The sequence below is a fragment of the Streptomyces sp. NPDC020884 genome (genome assembly GCF_044333935.1).
Taxonomy (GTDB): domain Bacteria; phylum Actinomycetota; class Actinomycetes; order Streptomycetales; family Streptomycetaceae; genus Streptomyces.
Genome location: NZ_JBIRRY010000001.1, coordinates 69827 through 86496, shown reverse-complemented (window position 1 = coordinate 86496; position 16670 = coordinate 69827). Strand labels below are relative to the sequence as shown.

The 16670-nt window shown below is 72.8% G+C and carries 16 protein-coding genes; 5 read left to right on the top strand and 11 right to left on the bottom strand.

The window, feature by feature from the left end:
• Nucleotides 1-60: 60 nt before the first annotated feature.
• The 4 genes from ACH4UK_RS00420 to ACH4UK_RS00405 all read right to left on the bottom strand — a co-directional run bounded on the left by ACH4UK_RS00420 (nucleotide 61) and on the right by ACH4UK_RS00405 (nucleotide 4016).
• A complete protein-coding gene (locus tag ACH4UK_RS00420) occupies nucleotides 61-723 on the bottom strand; it encodes a response regulator (RefSeq protein ID WP_398353869.1) in 663 nt (220 codons plus the stop codon).
• Entirely contained in the window at nucleotides 720-1991 is a 1272-nt protein-coding gene (locus ACH4UK_RS00415; RefSeq protein ID WP_398353868.1) for a sensor histidine kinase, read from the bottom strand. The genes ACH4UK_RS00420 and ACH4UK_RS00415 overlap by 4 nt, the downstream gene beginning before the upstream one ends.
• Nucleotides 1988-3073 (bottom strand): hypothetical protein, encoded by a 1086-nt coding sequence (locus ACH4UK_RS00410; protein ID WP_398353867.1) that lies wholly within the window; start codon nucleotides 3071-3073, stop codon nucleotides 1988-1990. Before ACH4UK_RS00410 ends, ACH4UK_RS00415 begins: the two co-directional genes overlap by 4 nt.
• 172 nt (nucleotides 3074-3245) lie before the next feature.
• Nucleotides 3246-4016 (bottom strand): IclR family transcriptional regulator, encoded by a 771-nt coding sequence (locus ACH4UK_RS00405; RefSeq protein WP_398354900.1) that lies wholly within the window; start codon nucleotides 4014-4016, stop codon nucleotides 3246-3248.
• Between the two features lie 193 nt (nucleotides 4017-4209).
• Between ACH4UK_RS00405 and ACH4UK_RS00400 the strand changes: the two genes are divergently transcribed.
• From ACH4UK_RS00400 to ACH4UK_RS00390, 3 genes are all read left to right on the top strand, one after another.
• Complete coding sequence (locus ACH4UK_RS00400; RefSeq protein WP_398353866.1) at nucleotides 4210-5730, top strand: aldehyde dehydrogenase (NADP(+)); 1521 nt, start codon at nucleotides 4210-4212, stop codon at nucleotides 5728-5730.
• Nucleotides 5731-5855: 125 nt separating this feature from the next.
• Nucleotides 5856-6572, top strand: a complete 717-nt coding sequence (locus ACH4UK_RS00395; protein ID WP_398353865.1) for a DsbA family oxidoreductase — start codon at nucleotides 5856-5858, stop codon at nucleotides 6570-6572.
• A gap of 92 nt (nucleotides 6573-6664) precedes the next feature.
• The gene (locus tag ACH4UK_RS00390) at nucleotides 6665-7723 is read left to right on the top strand and encodes an aminotransferase class V-fold PLP-dependent enzyme (protein ID WP_398353864.1); all 1059 of its coding nucleotides are present in this window, start codon (nucleotides 6665-6667) and stop codon (nucleotides 7721-7723) included.
• 78 nt (nucleotides 7724-7801) lie between these two features.
• Here the strand turns inward: ACH4UK_RS00390 and ACH4UK_RS00385 are convergent, their stop codons facing one another.
• Nucleotides 7802-8308 (bottom strand): MarR family winged helix-turn-helix transcriptional regulator, encoded by a 507-nt coding sequence (locus tag ACH4UK_RS00385; RefSeq protein WP_398353863.1) that lies wholly within the window; start codon nucleotides 8306-8308, stop codon nucleotides 7802-7804.
• A 152-nt stretch (nucleotides 8309-8460) separates the two neighbouring features.
• On the opposite strand from ACH4UK_RS00385, the gene ACH4UK_RS00380 reads away from it, so the two are divergent.
• Nucleotides 8461-9531: an alkene reductase gene (locus ACH4UK_RS00380; protein ID WP_398353862.1), complete on the top strand. Its 1071-nt coding sequence runs from the start codon at nucleotides 8461-8463 to the stop codon at nucleotides 9529-9531.
• Here the strand turns inward: ACH4UK_RS00380 and ACH4UK_RS00375 are convergent.
• The 6 genes from ACH4UK_RS00375 to ACH4UK_RS00350 all read right to left on the bottom strand — a co-directional run bounded on the left by ACH4UK_RS00375 (nucleotide 9507) and on the right by ACH4UK_RS00350 (nucleotide 15377).
• On the bottom strand, nucleotides 9507-10541 hold the full coding sequence (locus tag ACH4UK_RS00375; protein WP_398353861.1) for a VOC family protein: 1035 nt from the start codon (nucleotides 10539-10541) through the stop codon (nucleotides 9507-9509). The genes ACH4UK_RS00380 and ACH4UK_RS00375 overlap by 25 nt on opposite strands.
• Before the next feature lie 89 nt (nucleotides 10542-10630).
• On the bottom strand, nucleotides 10631-11524 hold the full coding sequence (gene thpD, locus ACH4UK_RS00370) for an ectoine hydroxylase (protein ID WP_398353860.1): 894 nt from the start codon (nucleotides 11522-11524) through the stop codon (nucleotides 10631-10633).
• Between the two features lie 6 nt (nucleotides 11525-11530).
• The gene (locus ACH4UK_RS00365) at nucleotides 11531-11929 is read right to left on the bottom strand and encodes an ectoine synthase (RefSeq protein WP_398353859.1); all 399 of its coding nucleotides are present in this window, start codon (nucleotides 11927-11929) and stop codon (nucleotides 11531-11533) included.
• A gap of 86 nt (nucleotides 11930-12015) precedes the next feature.
• Nucleotides 12016-13278, bottom strand: coding sequence for a diaminobutyrate--2-oxoglutarate transaminase (gene ectB, locus ACH4UK_RS00360; RefSeq protein WP_398353858.1), 1263 nt, complete (start codon nucleotides 13276-13278; stop codon nucleotides 12016-12018).
• A gap of 152 nt (nucleotides 13279-13430) precedes the next feature.
• A complete protein-coding gene (ectA, locus tag ACH4UK_RS00355; RefSeq protein WP_398353857.1) occupies nucleotides 13431-13961 on the bottom strand; it encodes a diaminobutyrate acetyltransferase in 531 nt (176 codons plus the stop codon).
• 309 nt (nucleotides 13962-14270) lie between these two features.
• The gene (locus ACH4UK_RS00350; RefSeq protein WP_398353856.1) at nucleotides 14271-15377 is read right to left on the bottom strand and encodes a pyridoxal-phosphate-dependent aminotransferase family protein; all 1107 of its coding nucleotides are present in this window, start codon (nucleotides 15375-15377) and stop codon (nucleotides 14271-14273) included.
• Between the two features lie 117 nt (nucleotides 15378-15494).
• On the opposite strand from ACH4UK_RS00350, the gene ACH4UK_RS00345 reads away from it, so the two are divergent.
• A complete protein-coding gene (locus ACH4UK_RS00345) occupies nucleotides 15495-16595 on the top strand; it encodes an amidohydrolase family protein (RefSeq protein WP_398353855.1) in 1101 nt (366 codons plus the stop codon).
• Nucleotides 16596-16670: the final 75 nt, after the last annotated feature.

The following is a 16670-nucleotide window of genomic DNA, read 5'->3' as shown; positions in this document are numbered from 1 at the left end:
GCCGTTCCCGGTTGTGCCGCTTCTCACCGATTTCTCACCCGGCCCACCCTGCTGTGACGCTCAGCCCGGGGTGATGAAACCGGACTCGTACGCCGCGATGACCGCCTGGGTGCGGTCCCGGGCGCCGGTCTTGGCGAGGACCGCCGCCACATGCGTCTTCACCGTCGCCGGACCCACCGCGAGCCGCCCCGCGATCTCCGCGTTGGTCAGCCCCGCCGCCATCAGCCGCAGCACGTCCGCCTCCCGCCCGGTCAGCCGCGCCACCCACGCCGGGGCCCCGGCCGCCCGCCGCCCGGCGTGCTCGGCGGCCAGGGTGCGCACGGCCGCCGGATACAGGAGCGAGTCGCCGCACGCCACCAGCCGCACCGCCTGCACCAGCTCCTCGGCCGCCGACCGCTTCAGCAGGAACCCGGCCGCCCCGGCGCGCAGGGCCGCGTACACGTACGCGTCGTTCTCGAAGGTCGTCACGACGACGATCCGCGGCGGGTCCCGCAGCGTGGCGAGGATCTGCTCCGTGGCCCGGATCCCGTCGATCTCCGGCATCCGCACGTCCATCAGCACCACGTCGGGCCGCAGCTCCCGCACCACGGAGACGGCCTCCGCCCCGGTGGCGGCCTCCCCGACGACCTCGATGCCCTCCTCGGCCTCCAGGATCACGCGCAGCGCCGTACGCACCATCCGCTCGTCGTCCGCGAGCACCACCCGTACCGGGGCCCCGCTCATCGCCGCTCCTCCGTCCGCCCGGCCGCCAGCGGCAGCCGGGCCGTCAGCCGCCAGACGCCGTCGTCCGGCCCCGCCTCGGTCCGGCCGCCCAGCAGGACGGCCCGCTCCGCGATGCCGCGCAGTCCGCGGCCGCCTCCGGGCCGCGCCACGGCGGGCCGCTCGCCCAGCGGATTCTCCATCACGATCTCCAGCTCCCCGTCCCGTACCGCGATCAGCAGCCGCACCGGGGACGCGCCCCCGCCGTGCCGCGACGCGTTGCTCAGCCCCTCCTGGACGATCCGGTACGCCTCCCGCGAGACCACCGGAGCCACCACGCCCGGGTCACCCGGATCGCCCTCCCGCTCGTACGCCACCGGCGTCCCGCAGTGCGCCAGCAGTCCGCCGAGCGCATCCAGCCCCGGCCCGTACTCCGTGTCCTCGCCCGGCTCCCCGTCCTGCCGCAGCAGCCCCAGCACCGAGTCCAGCTCGCCGACCGTCCGCCGCGTCGTCTCCTCGATGGCGGTCAGCGCCTCGCGGACGAACTCCGGATCGCGGTCCAGGACCCGGCGTGCCGCCCCCGCCTGCAGGGTCACGGCGCTCAGCGCGTGCCCCACCGAGTCGTGCAGTTCACGGGCGAGCCGGTTGCGCACCGCCAGATCCGCCGCACGGCGCTCGGCGGCCGCCAGCCGGTCCTCGGGCGTCGGCCCCAGCAGCACCGGGGCCCGCCGGGCCAGCAGCTCCCCGGCCCCCGCCGCGACCAGCGCCAGCGCCGTCAGCATCGCGAGCCCCGCGAACGGCGCGAGGGCCAGGGCCCACGGCTCCCGCAGCACACCGGGGTCCTCCATCGGCCAGGAGTCGCGCACCGCCACCGAGAACGGCAGGGCGGCCACCGCCACCGCGAACGGCGGCACCGACAGGGTGGCCCCGCTGACGATCCCGCCGAGCGCCAGATGCGTGGTGTACCAGAGGGCGGTACGCACCCGGGCCTGCCCGGTCCGGGCGGGCCCGTCGGCCAGCAGGGCGGGCGGGACCCCGCACAGGGCGCGGGCGGCCGCCACACACAGCGGCCGGACGAGGGCGAAGAAGCCGGTGGCAGCCGCGATCGGCAGGGCGATGGCGAACGCGATGAACTGGGCGGACAGCGAGGAGAAGAGCGGTATCCCGCCGCCCGCCATGCTGACCAGGGCCGAGCCGGCCAGGAAGTACGGCATCAGCAGGGCGCCGCCGATGATCAGATGCAGCCAGCGCCGCCGCGCCTGCCGTCCGAACAGCGCGGCGACCGGCCTCATGACGCCCGGTCGCCGGGGGCGGAGACCGGAGCGCCGGCGGACGCGGGCAGCGTGGAAGCCGCCGCGCGCTCCGCGAAGAAGTACGCACCCAGCGTCACGACGAGCGCCCCGGCCAGCATCTGGACAGCGTAGGTCACCACCATCGCCGTCGTCGGCCGATCCGCCGCGTCGCCCGTGCTCATCAGCGCGGCGGCGGTCAACCAGCCGCCCCAACAGGCCACCTCCGCCGAACCGGCCCAGGCCAGAACGAGCGGCAGCCGCAGGGAGAGGCGGCCGTTGCGCCGGAAGACGAGCAGGAGCACCCCGGCCACGGTGACCACCACGAAGAGCATGCTGACGGCTTCCACCACGAAGAAGTCGCTGGTGCGGTCCGCCGCCCGGCCCGTGTTGAGTCCGACGGTCGAACCGGTGGCCCACAGCAGGTGCGCGACGCCGGGGAGAAGGGCCACCAGTGCGACGGCGACGGCGGTCACGCGCTGGGCGGGCATGGTCGGGCTGTCCGGCAGATCCCGCAGCCGCCCCTGCCACAGATGGCCCCAGCGCTCCCTGGCGTACAGCGCGAAGAGGATGCCCAGGGTGAGGCCCTGGACGATGAAGCCGCCGTAGACGACGCCGAAGACCCACGGGTCCAGGAACGGCTCGGCGCCCCCATCGGCGGCCGGCTGCCCGCCGTCACCGCCGAGGAGCCGCACGACCAGCTGGAGCGGGAAGGCCGTCATGATCGGCAGCAGCAGACCGCTCGCCGCCCACATCGGCAGCACCAGCAGCCAGGAGGGCACCCGCTTGCCCCAGGGCTGGGTGAGCAGCAGGGCGAGGACGATGACGCCGCCGTCCATCAGCACCCCGGCCGCGTTGGTGACGCGCAGCACGGTGCCGCCGTCCAGCAGTCCGCTGCCGTCCGGGATGCCGAGATGGCTGCCCGCCAGCCAGGCCGTCTTGAGGGCGATGTAGGGCAGACAGGACACCATGGCGACCGCCCGCAGCACGGACCGCGCCCGGCCGAGGCGGTCGGGGCGCGCCGCGGGCGATTCGGTGCGGTGCGGTGCGGGCGGGGGCGTCGCGGGGGGCCGGTTCGCTGTCATGGCACTCAGCCTTCCGTACCGGCCGCCCCCGCACGTCCTGCCCGGTGACGATGCGTCTCCGCCGCGCGGGGGAGAGGCCCCCGCCTCCCGGGGGTGTCCCGCGGCGTGCGAGGGACCTCGTCGGTCTCCTTGCCGCGCACCCGGGCCGACCCGCGGGCGGCGGCCGTGGCCATCAGAGCCGCCGGGTCGCCAGGGTGAGCCGGTCCCGGGCGTCGAACAGGGCGTCCTTCACCATCTGCTCGTGCCCGGGGGTGAGCCGGGCGACCGGCACCGAGCAGCTGATCGCGTCGCGCGCGGGCGTCCGGTAGGGGATCGCCACGCCGAAGCAGCGCAGCCCGAGGGTGTTCTCCTCGCGGTCCACCGCGTAGCCCTGCTCGCGGACCAGCCGCAGCTCCTCGATGAGCTTCTCGCGGTCCGTGATGGTGTGCTCGGTCAGCGCGGGCAGCGCCGCGGGAAGCATCTTGCGGACCTGCTCGTCGCTGTGCGTGGCCAGCAGCGCCTTGCCGAGCGAGGTGGAGTGCGCGGGCAGCCGGCGGCCGACCCGGGTGAACGGGCGCAGATAGTGCTGGGACTGCCGGGTGGCGAGGTAGACCACGTTCGTCCCGTCGAGGCGGGCCAGGTGGATGGTCTCCGTGGTGTCGTCGGACAGCCGGTCCAGGGTCGGCCGGGCGGCGGCCACGACCTCGTCGCCGTCGATGTACGACGTGCCGACCAGCAGGGCGCGGACGCCGATCCCGTACCGGGTGCCCGTCGCGTCCGTCTCCACCCACCCCAGCTCCACCAGGGTGCGCAACAGCATGTAGAGGCTGGACTTGGGATAGCCGACAGCCTCCTGGACGGCGGCGAGCGAGTGCATACCGGGCCGCCCCGCGAAGTATTCGAGGAGCTCCACCGTCCGTACCGCGGACTTGACCTGTGCTCCACCGGACTCGGCGACCGACATCGCCCACGCCCCCTTCTCCAGCCTCTTCGGCTCCTCGGCCGACACGTCGTCCGAAAAGCCCGCCACCACGATTGCCAACACGGAACGCCCGGAAATAGAGTCCCAGCACATTCACCATCAGGAACTCTGTTCAGAATACCGAACACTTGCTGATGTGCGGCCGGATACGGTCAGGCGATGGGAGGGAATCACGGTGAGCGCAGCACCAGTCTGGAGCGTCGACCCCCGAACCGGGAACCCGCGCGAGCAGGTTGCCGTGGAGGCTACCGCCGAGGAGGTGGGCCGCGCGGTCCGGGCGGCCCACGCCGTCCGCGACGCCCTCGCCGACCGGGCGGTGCGCGCCGCGTTCCTGCGGACGGCGGCGGAGCTGCTGGAGGAGTCCGGCGAGCACATCATCGAGGCCGCCGACGCCGAGACCGCTCTCGGCCCGGCCCGGCTCACCGGTGAACTCGCCCGCACCACAGCCCAGTTGAGGGCCTTCGCGGAGGTCGTCGACGAAGGGGCCCATCTCGATATCCACATCGACCACGAGGACGGCTCCCGGACCCCGCCCTGGCCCGATCTGCGCCGCTACAAGATTCCGCTCGGGGTCGTCGCCGTCTACGCGGCCAGCAACTTCCCGCTCGCCTTCTCCGTCCCCGGCGGCGACACGGCCAGCGCACTCGCGGCCGGCTGCCCGGTCGTCGTCAAGGCGCACCCCGACCACCCGGCCACCTCCGAACTCTGCGCCTCCGTCCTGCGCCGGGCCGCCGCCCGCGCCGGCCTGCCCGAGGACGTGGTCACCCTGGTGCACGGCTTCGACGCGGGCGTCGAGCTGATCCGCCATCCGCTGGTGAGCGCGGCGGGTTTCACCGGCTCGGTACGCGGCGGACGCGCCCTGTTCGACGCGGCGGCCGCCCGCCCCGCCCCCATCCCCTTCCACGGCGAACTCGGCTCCCTCAACCCGGTGGTCGTCACCGGGGCGGCCGCCGCCGAGCGCGCCGGGGAGATCGGCGCGGGGCTCGGCGGCTCGATGACCCTGGGCGTCGGCCAGTTCTGCACCAAGCCCGGCTTCGTCCTCGTCCCCGAGGGCGCGGCGGGCGACCAGCTCCTGAAGACCCTCACCGAGGCGGTCAGCTCCACCGGCTCCGGCGTCCTGCTGGACCACCGCATGCGCGACGCCTTCGTCGCGGGCGTACGGGAGCGGGCCGCGCTGCCGGACGTCGGGGCCCCCGTCACCCCCGGCGCGGCCGGCGAGCACACCGTCTCCGCCGGCTTCCTCACCGTGCCGGCCGCCCGGCTGACCGCGAAGGGCCCGCACGACGCCCTGCTGGAGGAGTGCTTCGGCCCGGTCACCGTGGTCGCCCGGTACGCCTCCGTCGACGAGATCGCCGCCGTCCTGGCCCGGCTGCCCGGGAACCTCACCGCGACCCTCCAGATCGCCACCGAGGACGCCGACCCCGACGCGGCGCGCCTGCTGGCCGCCCTCACCCCGCTCGCCGGGCGGATCCTGGTCAACGGCTGGCCGACCGGCGTCGCCGTCGCCCCGGCCCAGCACCACGGCGGCCCCTATCCCGCCACCACCTCCACCTCCACCTCGGTCGGAGCGACGGCGGTCGAACGCTGGCTGCGCCCGGTCACCTACCAGTCCACCCCCGAGGCGCTCCTCCCGCCGGAGCTGCGCGAGGACAACCCGCTCGGCCTGCCCCGCCGGGTGGACGGACGCCGCGCATGAGCCCGCGCGACGGGCGGTGACGGGGATACGGGAATCCTCCGGCTCCCCGGCGTGTTCGCACCGGTGACCTGCGGTGCGGAGCGACCCTCCGCACACCCCCGCGACCCCTGGAGAGAAGAAGAGTCATGCGCGTCGAGATCTGGAGCGACATCGCTTGTCCCTGGTGCTACATCGGCAAGGCCCGCTTCGAGAAGGGCCTCGCGGAGTTCCCCCACCGGGACGAGGTCGAGGTGGTGCACCGCTCCTTCGAGCTCGACCCCTCGCGGGCCAAGGGCGACACCGCGCTCGTGATCGACATGCTGGCCGAGAAGTACGGCCGCAGCCGCGAGGAAGCCGCCGCGATGGAGGCCAACGTCGCGGCCAACGCGCAGGCGGAGGGGCTCGGTTATCGCACCGAGGGCCGTGACCACGGCAGCACCTTCGACATCCACCGGCTGCTGCACCTGGCCAAGGCCCGCGGCCGCCAGGACGAGCTGCTGACCCTCGCCTACCGGGCGAACTTCGCCGAGGACCGTTCCGTCTTCGACGACGAGGTGCTGCTCGCCCTCGCCGTGGCGGCCGGACTCGACGCCGACGAGGCCCGTACGGTGCTCGCCGACCCCGAGGCGTACGCGGACGACGTCCGCACCGACGAGCGCGAGGCGGCCGAACTGGGCGCCAACGCCGTGCCGTTCTTCGTTCTCGACCGGCGGTACGGGATCTCCGGCGGCCAGCCGTCGGAGGTCTTCGTGCAGGCGCTGGAGCAGGCCTGGAAGGACCGCCCCGCCACCGCGCTGACCACCGTCGGCGGGGACGCGGCGGCCTGCGACGCGGACGGGGCCTGCGAGGTTCCGGGGAGCTGAGCCCCACCCGTCGCGGATCATAAGTAATCCTTTGGTGCACCCCTTAACTCTTCGTAATTGACTTTGGGTTAAGGGGGCTCCAGGGTGGGCGTATGACGATCCTCGCGCCCATCCAAGCGGCAGCCGTCGAATTCGCCCCCGAGGTCACCTACCTCAACACCTCCAGCTGGGGTCTGTTGCCCCGTCGGACGATCGCCGCCGTCAAGGCCCTGGCCGACGAGAACGCCGTCGGCCGGCGGGAGGGGGCGGGCAGCTTCGACGCGGTGGAGGCCGCCCGGGTCGGCTTCGCCCGGCTCGCCGGGGTCCACCCCGACCGGGTCGCCACCGGCAGCTCCGTCACCGTCCACGTCGGGCTGATCGCGGCCTCGCTGCCGCCCGGCGCCGAAGTCCTCTGCCCCGAGGGTGAGTTCTCCTCCGTGGTCAGCCCGTTCGCGCTCCGCGGCGATCTGCGCATGCGGTACGCGCCGCTCGCGGAACTCGCCGGGGCCGTACGCCCCTCGACCGCGCTGGTCGCCTTCTCCGCCGTGCAGTCGGCCGACGGCCGGGTCGCCGACCTCGCCGCCGTCCGCGCGGCCGCCGCCGCGCACGGGGCCCGGACCCTGCTGGACGCCACCCAGGCGGCCGGCTGGTTCCCGCTGGACGCCGGGGCGTACGACTACACCGTCACCGGCGGCTTCAAGTTCCTGCTCTGCCCGCGCGGCACGTCGTTCCTGACCGTCACCGAGGAGGCGCAGGACACCCTGCCGCCGCTCTTCGCCGGCTGGGTCTCCGCGGGCCGCCCCTGGAACAGCAACTACGGCCCGCTGGAGCGCCTCGCCCCCACCGCCCGCGGCTTCGACGAGCCGCCCGCCTTCCTCTCGTACCACGGGGCCGAGCACTCCCTGGACCTGCTCGCGGAGGTCGGCGCCGACGCCCTGTACGCCCACGCCACCGGGCTCGCGGCCCGGCTGCGCGCGGGGCTCGCCGAGCTCGGGCACGCAGCCGTCCCCGGGGAGTCGGCGATCGTCGCCGTGCCGGGACTGGACGGCCGTCGGCCGGAGCTGGTGAAGGCCGGGATCGCCGTCTCGGCCCCGGCCGGGAATCTGCGGATCTCCTGCCACCTCTACAACACCGAGGCCGACGTGGACCGGGTGCTGGAGTTCCTGGCCTGAGGTCTCCCGCGTACGCCTGGGATCAGCGCCCGTACGTCAGTGCCCGTGCGTCGCAGCCCGTGCTTCGGAGCCCGTGCGTCAGTGCCGGTCGGGGCAGTCCGCGGTCTCCCGGCAGAGGTTCTCCTCGACCTTCGCCAGCAGCCGGATCAGCTCCGTGCGCTCGGCCGGGCCCAGACCCGCGAGCGTGTGCTCCTCCAGGCTGCCCCAGGCGGCCTGGACCGCGGTGTGCAGCGCGCAGCTCTCGTCCGTCGCCTCGACCAGCACGGCCCGCCGGTCGGCCGGGTCGGGGCGACGGCGCACATGCCCGGTCTGCTCCAGCCGCTGGAGCATCTTGGTGACCGTGGACGGGTCCAGGTCCAGGGCCCTGATCAGCTCCGTCTGACGCACCGCCCCCCGGTCCCACAGATGCATCATCAGCAGTTCCTGCCCCGGGTAGAGGTCCACCCCCTTGAGCGCCTTGCCCGCCGCGGTCCGGTGCAGCCGGGCCACCCGGGAGACGGCGTGGCTCACCGGCCCGCTGAGCGCCGCCGTGGGCAGCGCGTCGGTACAGGCGTCTTCCGCGGGGGTGGCGTGGCCGGTGATCATGACGGGCTCCTGGGGGTCCTCGGGGCTGTGTTCGGCGGCTTTCGATGATGCCCGACGGTTTCCCACGACTTTACCTTGGTCGGCCAATCAATGGGTTACAGTTGCCGTCGGCGCCGATGCTTGGCCGACCACATACTTTCTTGGGAGCCTTCATGACCACCGCTTTCGACCCGATCGACCTGTCCGGCACCCCGCTGGCCAACCGCATCGCGCTGGCCCCGATGACCCGCAGCCGGGCCGGTGAGGGCGGCACCGCCACCGAGCTCACCGCCACCTACTACGCCCAGCGTGCCTCGGCCGGCCTCGTGATCACCGAGGGCATCCAGCCCTCCGTGGTGGGCCAGGGCTACCCGACCACGCCCGGTCTGCACAGCGCCGAGCAGGTCGCCTCCTGGCGCACGGTCACCGACGCGGTGCACGCCGAGGGCGGCCGGATCTTCGCCCAGATCATGCACGCGGGCCGCATCGGCCACCCGGTCCTGCTGCCCGACGGCCTGGTCCCGGTCAGCGCCTCCCCGGTCAGGGCCGCGGGGCAGGTCTACACCCACGTCGGCCCGAAGGACTTCGTCGAGCCGCACGAGCTGACCGACGCCGAGGTCCGCGCGACCGTCGCCGACTTCGTGGCCGCCTCCCGCAACGCGGTGGACGCCGGGTTCGACGGCGTCGAGCTGCACGGCGCCAACGGCTACCTCATCCACCAGTTCCTCGCCCCCAACACCAACCTGCGCACCGACGCGTGGGGCGGCTCCGACGAGGCCCGCATCCGCTTCGCCGTCGAGGTCGTCAAGGCCGTCGCCGCCGAGATCGGCCCGGAGCGCACCGCGCTGCGCGTCTCGCCCGGCAACCCGTACAACGACATCGACGAGCCCGCGCCGGACGCCGTCTACACCGCGCTGGTCCGGGAGATCGAGCCGCTCGGCCTCGCCTACCTGCACATCCTGGAGGCCACCCCGATCCGCGAGCTGACCCTCGCGCTGCGCAAGGCCTTCTCCGGGACCCTCGTCATCAACGTGCACTCCGAGGGCGTCACCGGACCCGAGGACCACACGGTGATCGACGACGGCATCGCCGACCTGATCTCCTACGGGGCGCTCTTCCTCGCCAACCCCGACCTGCCCGCCCGGCTCAAGGCCGGGGGCCCGTTCAACACCCCCGACCCCTCGACCTTCTTCGGCGGCGACGCCAAGGGCTACACCGACTACCCGGCGCTCGACGCCGTCTGAACGCTCACCGGCCGCCCGTCCCACCGCCACGACGTGCGGCGCGGATGGTCCGGCAGCTCGGCGCGGCCGGTGGCCCACAGCAGCACGGTCCACCGGTCGCCGCCCGCCGGGGCGTCGGGGAAGAGCCGGGCCAGCACCCGGTCGCAGAGCGCGGGGGACGGCGACCACTCCAGCCCCAGGCCCTCGGCGAGGTCATGGGTGTGCACCAGGGTCTCCACCACGCCCATCGCGGCGAAGCCCTCCGGGTCGGAGATCCCGAACCCGTGGTACGAGCGCACCTCGGGCCCCGTCGTCCGCACCATCGAGGCCAGCAGCGCCCCGCTCGCCTCGAGCGTGGCCAGCAGCCCGCCGGGCCCGGCGGCACGGTCGGCGAAGATCGCGTTGTACGGCCCGCCCTGCCGATCGGGCGCCCACCGGTAGGGCACGTCGTGGTCCAGCGGCGGCGTACGCGGCCCCAACTGCACGGCGTACGCGAACAGATCGTCGCTCAGGTGCTCCACCGTCTCCCAGCAGGTCCACGTCAGGCTCCCCGCGGGCGTCTCCCAGCGCTCCGCCGGGGCTCCGGCCAGCACGTCCACGGCGAGCCGCACGGACGCGGTGACATCGTCGGCGGTCACCGGCAGCCGGGCGCCGGTCAGCGCCGCCCGTTCGGCCGCGCCGCACTCCACGCAGAACTCGTTGCCCTCGGGATCGGCGAGCGTCGCCCAGCCGCGCCCGTTCGGCTTGCGGTGGTCGCCCACCAGCGTGGCCCCGAGCGCGAGCAGCCGCTCGACCTCCTCGTCCCGGGAGCGGTCCTGCGGCTGGACGTCCAGATGGACGCGGTTCTTCGTCTGCTTGTCCTCGGCCACCTGCACGAAGAGGATCGCCGCGCCGGGGGTCTCGACCAGCGCCTCCGGATCGCCGGGCTGGTCCTCGTCGGAGAGCGGGGCGTCCAGCACCTGGGCCCAGAAGCTGCCGAGCGCGTAGGCGTCGGCGCAGTCGATCGTGATGTGGCGCACGTGGGAACTCATGGCGGACACCCTCCCCGGTGACCCCGCCCAGGTCCAGCGAGTTACCCGCGCAGGGCCGGGACGGCATCCCGTCCCGGCCCGTGCGTCCGCTACTTCACCGGGGTGAAGTCCCGCGCCCCGATGAACTCCGGGCGGCGGATCGGAGCCGCGAAGGGCTCCCGCGCCTCGTTCTCCACGCTGTTGAAGACGATGAAGACGTTGCTGCGCGCGTACGGGGTGATGTTGTCGCCCGAACCATGCATGGCGTTGCAGTCGAACCAGGTCGCCGAACCGGCCGGGCCCGTGAAGAGCTTGATGCCGTGGCGGTCGGCCATCTTCGTCAGCGCCTCGTCGGACGGGGTGCCGGCGTCCTGCATCTGGAGCGACTTCTTGTAGTTGTCCTTCGGCGTCTCGCCCGCGCAGCCGAGGAACGTCTTGTGCGAACCGGGCATGATCATCAGCCCGCCGTTGGTGTCGAAGTTCTCGGTCAGCGCGATCGACACGGACACCGTCCGCATGTTCGGCAGACCGTCCTCCGCGTGCCAGGTCTCGAAGTCCGAGTGCCAGTAGAAGCCCGAGGCCCCGAAGCCCGGCTTCACGTTGATCCGCGACTGGTGGACGTACACGTCCGAGCCGAGGATCTGGCGGGCCCGGCCCACCACCCGCTCGTCACGGACCAGAGCGGCGAAGACCTCGCTGATCTTGTGGACCTCGAAGACGGACCGTACGTTCTGCGACTGCGACTCGATGATGGAGCGGTCGTCGTCGCGGACCGCCGGGTCGGAGATCAGCCGGTTCAGCTCCGCCTCGTAGACGGCGACCTCGTCCGGGGTGATCAGCTGGCCGACGGTGAGGAACCCGTCGTGCTCATACCCCTGGAGATCCTTGGCGGCGATCGGACCCGGTGCGCCCGGCGCGGACCAGATGACCGGGTCCTGGCGGGGAGTGGTCATCTCGGCGGCGCCGCGCGATGGGTACAGATCGGCGCGTACTTCGGTGGTCATAGTGGTTCAGGCCTCCTCGGTCAGCAGTGGGTAGACACCGTTCTCGTCATGATCCTCCCGTCCGGTGACGGGGGGATTGAAGACGCACACGCAGCGGAAGTCGGTCTTGGGCCGCATGGTGTGCCGCTCATGCCCGTCCAGCAGATACATGGTGCCGGGCGTGATCCAGTGCTTCTCGCCGGTCTCGTCGTTGGTGAGCTCGGCCTCGCCCTCGGTGCACAGCACCGCCTCGATGTGGTTGGCGTACCACATCGAGGTCTCCGTGCCGGCGTACAGCACGGTCTCGTGGAGCGAGAAGCCCACCTTCTCCTTGGCGAGCACGATGCGCTTGCTCTCCCAGGTGCCGGACGCGGACTTCACATGCCGGTCGGTGTTCTCGATGTCACTGAACGATCGGACGATCACGGTGAGCGGTTGCCTTTCTCTCGGTGCAGCGTCCCGGGCCTCGCGGCCCGGGACCTCTCTTCTCCACCTGCCCCGGCAGTGCCGGGTCAGGCCGTCTCGCGGACGCAGCGGGCCAGCGTGCGCAGGCCCTCGTCCAGTTCCTCGGTGGTGATGGTCAGGGACGGCAGCAGCTTGACGACCTCGCTCTGCGGGCCCGAGGTCTCCAGCAGGAGCCCCAGCTCGAAGGCGCGGGCGCAGACCGCCGAGGCGCGCGCCGGGTCCTCGAACTCCATGCCCCAGACCAGGCCACGGCCGCGGAACTGCGCGGTCGGCTCCTCGGCGCAGATGGCCAGCAGCGCCTGCTCGACCTGCTCGCCGCGGGCCAGGGTCTGCTTCTCCATCTGGCCGTCCGCCCAGTAGGCGTCCAGCGCGGCGGCGGCCGTGACGAAGGCCGGGTTGTTGCCGCGGAAGGTGCCGTTGTGCTCGCCCGGCTCCCAGATGTCCAGCTCCGGCTTGAACAGGCAGAGCGCCATCGGCATGCCGTAGCCGCTGATGGACTTCGACAGCGTGACGATGTCCGGGACGATGCCGGCCTCCTCGAAGGAGAAGAAGCCGCCGGTACGGCCGCAGCCCATCTGGATGTCGTCGACGATCAGCAGCATGTCCTGGCGGTGGCACAGGTCCTGGAGCGCGCGCAGCCACTCGGCGCGGGCGACGTTGATGCCGCCCTCGCCCTGGACCGTCTCCACGATCACGGCGGCGGGCTTGTTCAGTCCGGAGCCCTGGTCCTCCAGGAGCCGCTCGAACCACAGGAAGTCCGGGACCTGGCCGTCGAAGTAGTTGTCGAACGGCATCGGGGTGCCGTGCACCAGCGGGATTCCGGCCCCGGCACGCTTGAAGGCGTTGCCGGTGACGGCCAGCGAGCCCAGCGACATCCCGTGGAAGGCGTTGGTGAACGAGACGACGGACTCGCGGCCCTTGACCTTACGGGCCAGCTTCAGCGCCGACTCGACGGCGTTGGTGCCGGTCGGGCCGGGGAACATCACCTTGTACGGCAGGTCGCGCGGGCGCAGGATCACGTTCTGGAACGTCTCCAGGAACGCGCGCTTGGCGGTGGTCGCCATGTCCAGGCCGTGGGTGATGCCGTCGCGCTCGATGTAGTCGATCAGCGCTCGTTTCAGCACGGGGTTGTTGTGGCCGTAGTTGAGCGAGCCGGCCCCGGCGAAGAAGTCGAGGTAGGAGTGGCCGTCCTCGTCGGTCAGCCGCGCGCCCTGCGCGCGGTCGAACACGGCGGGCCAGCCGCGGCAGTAGCTGCGCACCTCCGACTCCAGGGTCTCGAAGACGCTCAGTGCGGGCGGGGTGATGGTCACAGCGGATCTCCTGCGTGAGGGGGTGTGACGGGCGGTGGTCGCGTGCTCCCGCCGCGCGACGGCGGCCGGGATCGCACCGGGTGGTCGGCCGGCGCGCAAGATCGTGGGTCCCGGCGTAGGGGTCGGGTACGCCGGGTGGTGGCCGGGACGGCTCAGGTGGAGAACGGGCCGATCCGGTAGAGCACCTCGGGCAGGTGCGTTCCCTCGGGGAACAGCCCGCCGTCGAAGAGGACCTCCTGCTCCAGCGCGACGTCGTGACGCTGGGCGTAGGACGTGAACAGCCGGTCGGAGGCGGTGTTGTCCGGGGTGATCGTCGTCTCGACGGACGACAGGCCCTGGTCGGCGGCGACCCGGGCGGTCAGCGCGTCCAGCAGGGTGGCGGCCAGTCCCTTGCCCCGGTGGGCCTGGTCGACGGCCACCTGCCAGACGACGAGGGTCTGGGGACGGTCGGGCCTGAGGTAGCCCGTCACGAAGGCGATGGGCTCGCCCTTCTCGCCACGGGCGACGGCGGAGGTCGCGGCGAAATCACGGCACCACAGCAGGTAGCTGTACGAGGAGTTCAGGTCCAGAACCTGGGAGTCGCGGGCGATGCGCCAGATCGCGGCTCCGTCCTCCACTCGTGGGGCATCGATACTGAGGAATTCGCTTCGGGCACGGGCAAAATCTGCTGGTGCGGCGGTCATGGGAATTGAATTTACCCAGCAAATTTCGAAATTGCATCGACGCGAAGGGTTGGGTGGAGAGGCCCTGTGTGTTATCAGGCGTGCGCGAGATTCACCATGATCCAGGTACTATTTGCCGCTGTTTGTCCTGAATTTTTCGGGCATAACGCCGCCCGTGTGGAGTCGGTCACAGGGTTGTAACTCTCGTGAGACGTGTCCGAATCACGAGGTTCGATGCCCGCGAAAACTTCCGCGTTTAGGGGGCGGGAAAGCGGGCAGAAGAATGCGGGGAGCTGCTTTCGGTAAAGCAGCTCCCCGCATTATGGATATCTAGAGACTCGGCCAGGTTTCCGATACGGCCCGGCGGGCAGCCTCGATATCGACCCGCCGGCCCGCCTCGGCCAGCGCCGCCCCCAGAGCCGCGAGCGAGGACAGCACCGCGCCCCGCGTCGCATCCGCCCCGTAGTGGTTGACCCGGATCATCTCCTTGGACAGCGCCCCGCCGCCCGCGACGAGAGGCAGCGCGGGGTCCGCCGCCAGTGCCCGCGCCACCAGCGCGGCCGCGTCCGTCCCCGCCGGGGCCCGCAGCGTCGTCGCCACCGGAGCCGCGTCCCGCGCCTCGTGGACGTAACCCTCCAGTCCGCCGCCCAGGGCCACCGCTCCGGCCCGGGTCGCCGCGGCGGCCGAGGCGTGGCGGGCCATCACCGTGTCCAGGCCCTCCTCCTCGATCCGCGCCACGCAGGCTTCCAGCCCCAGCATCTCCAGCTGCGCCGGGGCGTGCGGCAGCGCCGTACGGCCGCCGTCGATCCAGCGCTCCTTCCAGTCCAGGAGGGAGAGGTAGGAGCGCCGCGGGGCGGCCGGGTTGGCGGCGATCCGCTCCCAGGCCCGCGCGCTCACCGACACCGCCGACACCCCGGCGGGTCCGCCCATGGCCTTCTGTGCGCCGATCACGCACAGGTCGACGCCCCAGGCGTCCGGCAGCAGCGGTTCGGCGCCCACCGAGGCGACCGCGTCCAGCATGAACAGCGCGCCGTGCGCCCGGACCACCTCGCCGATCTCCGCGACCGGGTTGGTGTTGCCGGTCGCCGCCTCCGCGTGCACCAGCGAGACGAAGTCGATCCCGGGGTGCTCGGCGAGCGCCTCGGCGACCTGGCCGGCCGTCACGGCGGTGTGGAAGGGCACCGTGAGATCGATGACTTCGGCGCCGCAGTCCCGCAGCCAGTTGCCGAAGGTCTGTCCGTAGGGACCCGTGACCACGTTCAGCGCGGTCGAGCCGGGCCGCGCGCCGCTGCGGATACAGCCCTCCAGCGGCAGCAGCGCCTCGCCCTGGGTGATGACGACGTCCTGCTCCGTGGCGAGGAGCCGGGCCACGCGTCGCTCGATCGCCGCGAAGTGGGCGGCGGTGAGCGGGGGGAGGTCGAGGAAGGGGTGCGTCACGGTTCGGTGCTCTCTTCGGGTTCGTGGTCGGTCGGGCTTCCGGCGGCCGGGCGGCGGGCCCTGCCCGCGGCCGACGCCCCGTCGGCAGCCTACCGACGGCCTCGTACAGTGCCGCGTATGAGTGATCAGGAGGAGCAGCGGGTGCTGCGGGTGAAGGGCCGGGTGCTCGTGGGCCCGGACGAGGTGCGGGACGAACTCTGGGCCGTGGGCGGGCGGATCACCTACGAGCGGCCACCCGGCGCCGACGGCGCGGTGACGCTCACCGGCTGGGCGCTGCCCGGTCTGGTCGACGCGCACTGCCATGTGGGTCTGGACCGGCACGGCCCGGTCGACGCGGCGACCGCCGAGGAACAGGCGCTCACCGACCGGAAGGCCGGCGCCCTGCTCGTCCGCGACGCCGGATCGCCCTCCGACACCCGCTGGATCGACGACCGGGAGGACCTGCCGAAGATCATCAGGGCCGGCCGGCACATCGCCAGGACCCGCCGCTACATCCGCAACTACGCTCATGAGATCGAGCCCGGCGACCTCGTCGCGTACGTGGCGCGGGAGGCCCGGCGCGGGGACGGCTGGGTCAAGCTGGTGGGGGACTGGATCGACCGCGACGCCGGGGACCTGACCGCCTGCTGGCCGCGCGGTGAGCTGGTGGCGGCCATCGCCGAGGCGCACCGGCTCGGCGCCCGCGTCACCGCGCACTGCTTCGCCGAGGAGTCGCTCCGCGACCTGGTGGAGGCGGGCATCGACTGCATCGAGCACGCCACCGGGCTGACCGAGGACACCATCCCGCTCTTCGCCGAACGAGGGGTGGCGATCGTCCCGACGCTGGTCAACATCGCCACCTTCCCCGACCTCGCGGCGGGCGGCGAGGCCAAGTTCCCCCGCTGGTCGGCCCGTATGCGGCGGCTGTACGAACGCCGCTACGACACCGTCCGCGCCGCATACGACGCAGGCATCCCGGTCTACGTCGGCACCGACGCGGGCGGCTCCCTGGCGCACGGCCTCGTCGCGGGCGAGGTCGCCGAGCTGGTCAAGGCGGGCATCGGGCCCCTGGAGGCGCTGTCCGCCACCGCGTGGGGAGCCAGGCGCTGGCTGGGGCGGCCCGCGCTGGAGGAGGGCGCCCCGGCGGATCTCGTCGTGTACGACGAGGACCCGCGCGCGGACGTCCGGGTGCTGGCGGCCCCTCGGCACGTCGTGCTGAACGGGCGGCTCGTGGGCTGAGGCGGGCCGCGCGGGCACGGTGTTGACGGGCGGTGACCGATGAGGTCCCCGGCTCGTTGAAGCACTTCTGCGCAC

Coding starts and splice junctions, on each gene's coding strand:
- ACH4UK_RS00420 (WP_398353869.1), bottom strand. CDS start 723: ATGAGCGGGGCCCCGGTACGGGTGGTGCTCGCGGACGACGAGCGGATG.
- ACH4UK_RS00415 (WP_398353868.1), bottom strand. CDS start 1,991: ATGAGGCCGGTCGCCGCGCTGTTCGGACGGCAGGCGCGGCGGCGCTGG.
- ACH4UK_RS00410 (WP_398353867.1), bottom strand. CDS start 3,073: ATGACAGCGAACCGGCCCCCCGCGACGCCCCCGCCCGCACCGCACCGC.
- ACH4UK_RS00405 (WP_398354900.1), bottom strand. CDS start 4,016: ATGTCGGTCGCCGAGTCCGGTGGAGCACAGGTCAAGTCCGCGGTACGG.
- ACH4UK_RS00395 (WP_398353865.1), top strand. CDS start 5,856: ATGCGCGTCGAGATCTGGAGCGACATCGCTTGTCCCTGGTGCTACATC.
- ACH4UK_RS00390 (WP_398353864.1), top strand. CDS start 6,665: ATGACGATCCTCGCGCCCATCCAAGCGGCAGCCGTCGAATTCGCCCCC.
- ACH4UK_RS00385 (WP_398353863.1), bottom strand. CDS start 8,308: ATGATCACCGGCCACGCCACCCCCGCGGAAGACGCCTGTACCGACGCG.
- ACH4UK_RS00380 (WP_398353862.1), top strand. CDS start 8,461: ATGACCACCGCTTTCGACCCGATCGACCTGTCCGGCACCCCGCTGGCC.
- ACH4UK_RS00375 (WP_398353861.1), bottom strand. CDS start 10,541: ATGAGTTCCCACGTGCGCCACATCACGATCGACTGCGCCGACGCCTAC.
- thpD (WP_398353860.1), bottom strand. CDS start 11,524: ATGACCACCGAAGTACGCGCCGATCTGTACCCATCGCGCGGCGCCGCC.
- ectA (WP_398353857.1), bottom strand. CDS start 13,961: ATGACCGCCGCACCAGCAGATTTTGCCCGTGCCCGAAGCGAATTCCTC.
- ACH4UK_RS00345 (WP_398353855.1), top strand. CDS start 15,495: ATGAGTGATCAGGAGGAGCAGCGGGTGCTGCGGGTGAAGGGCCGGGTG.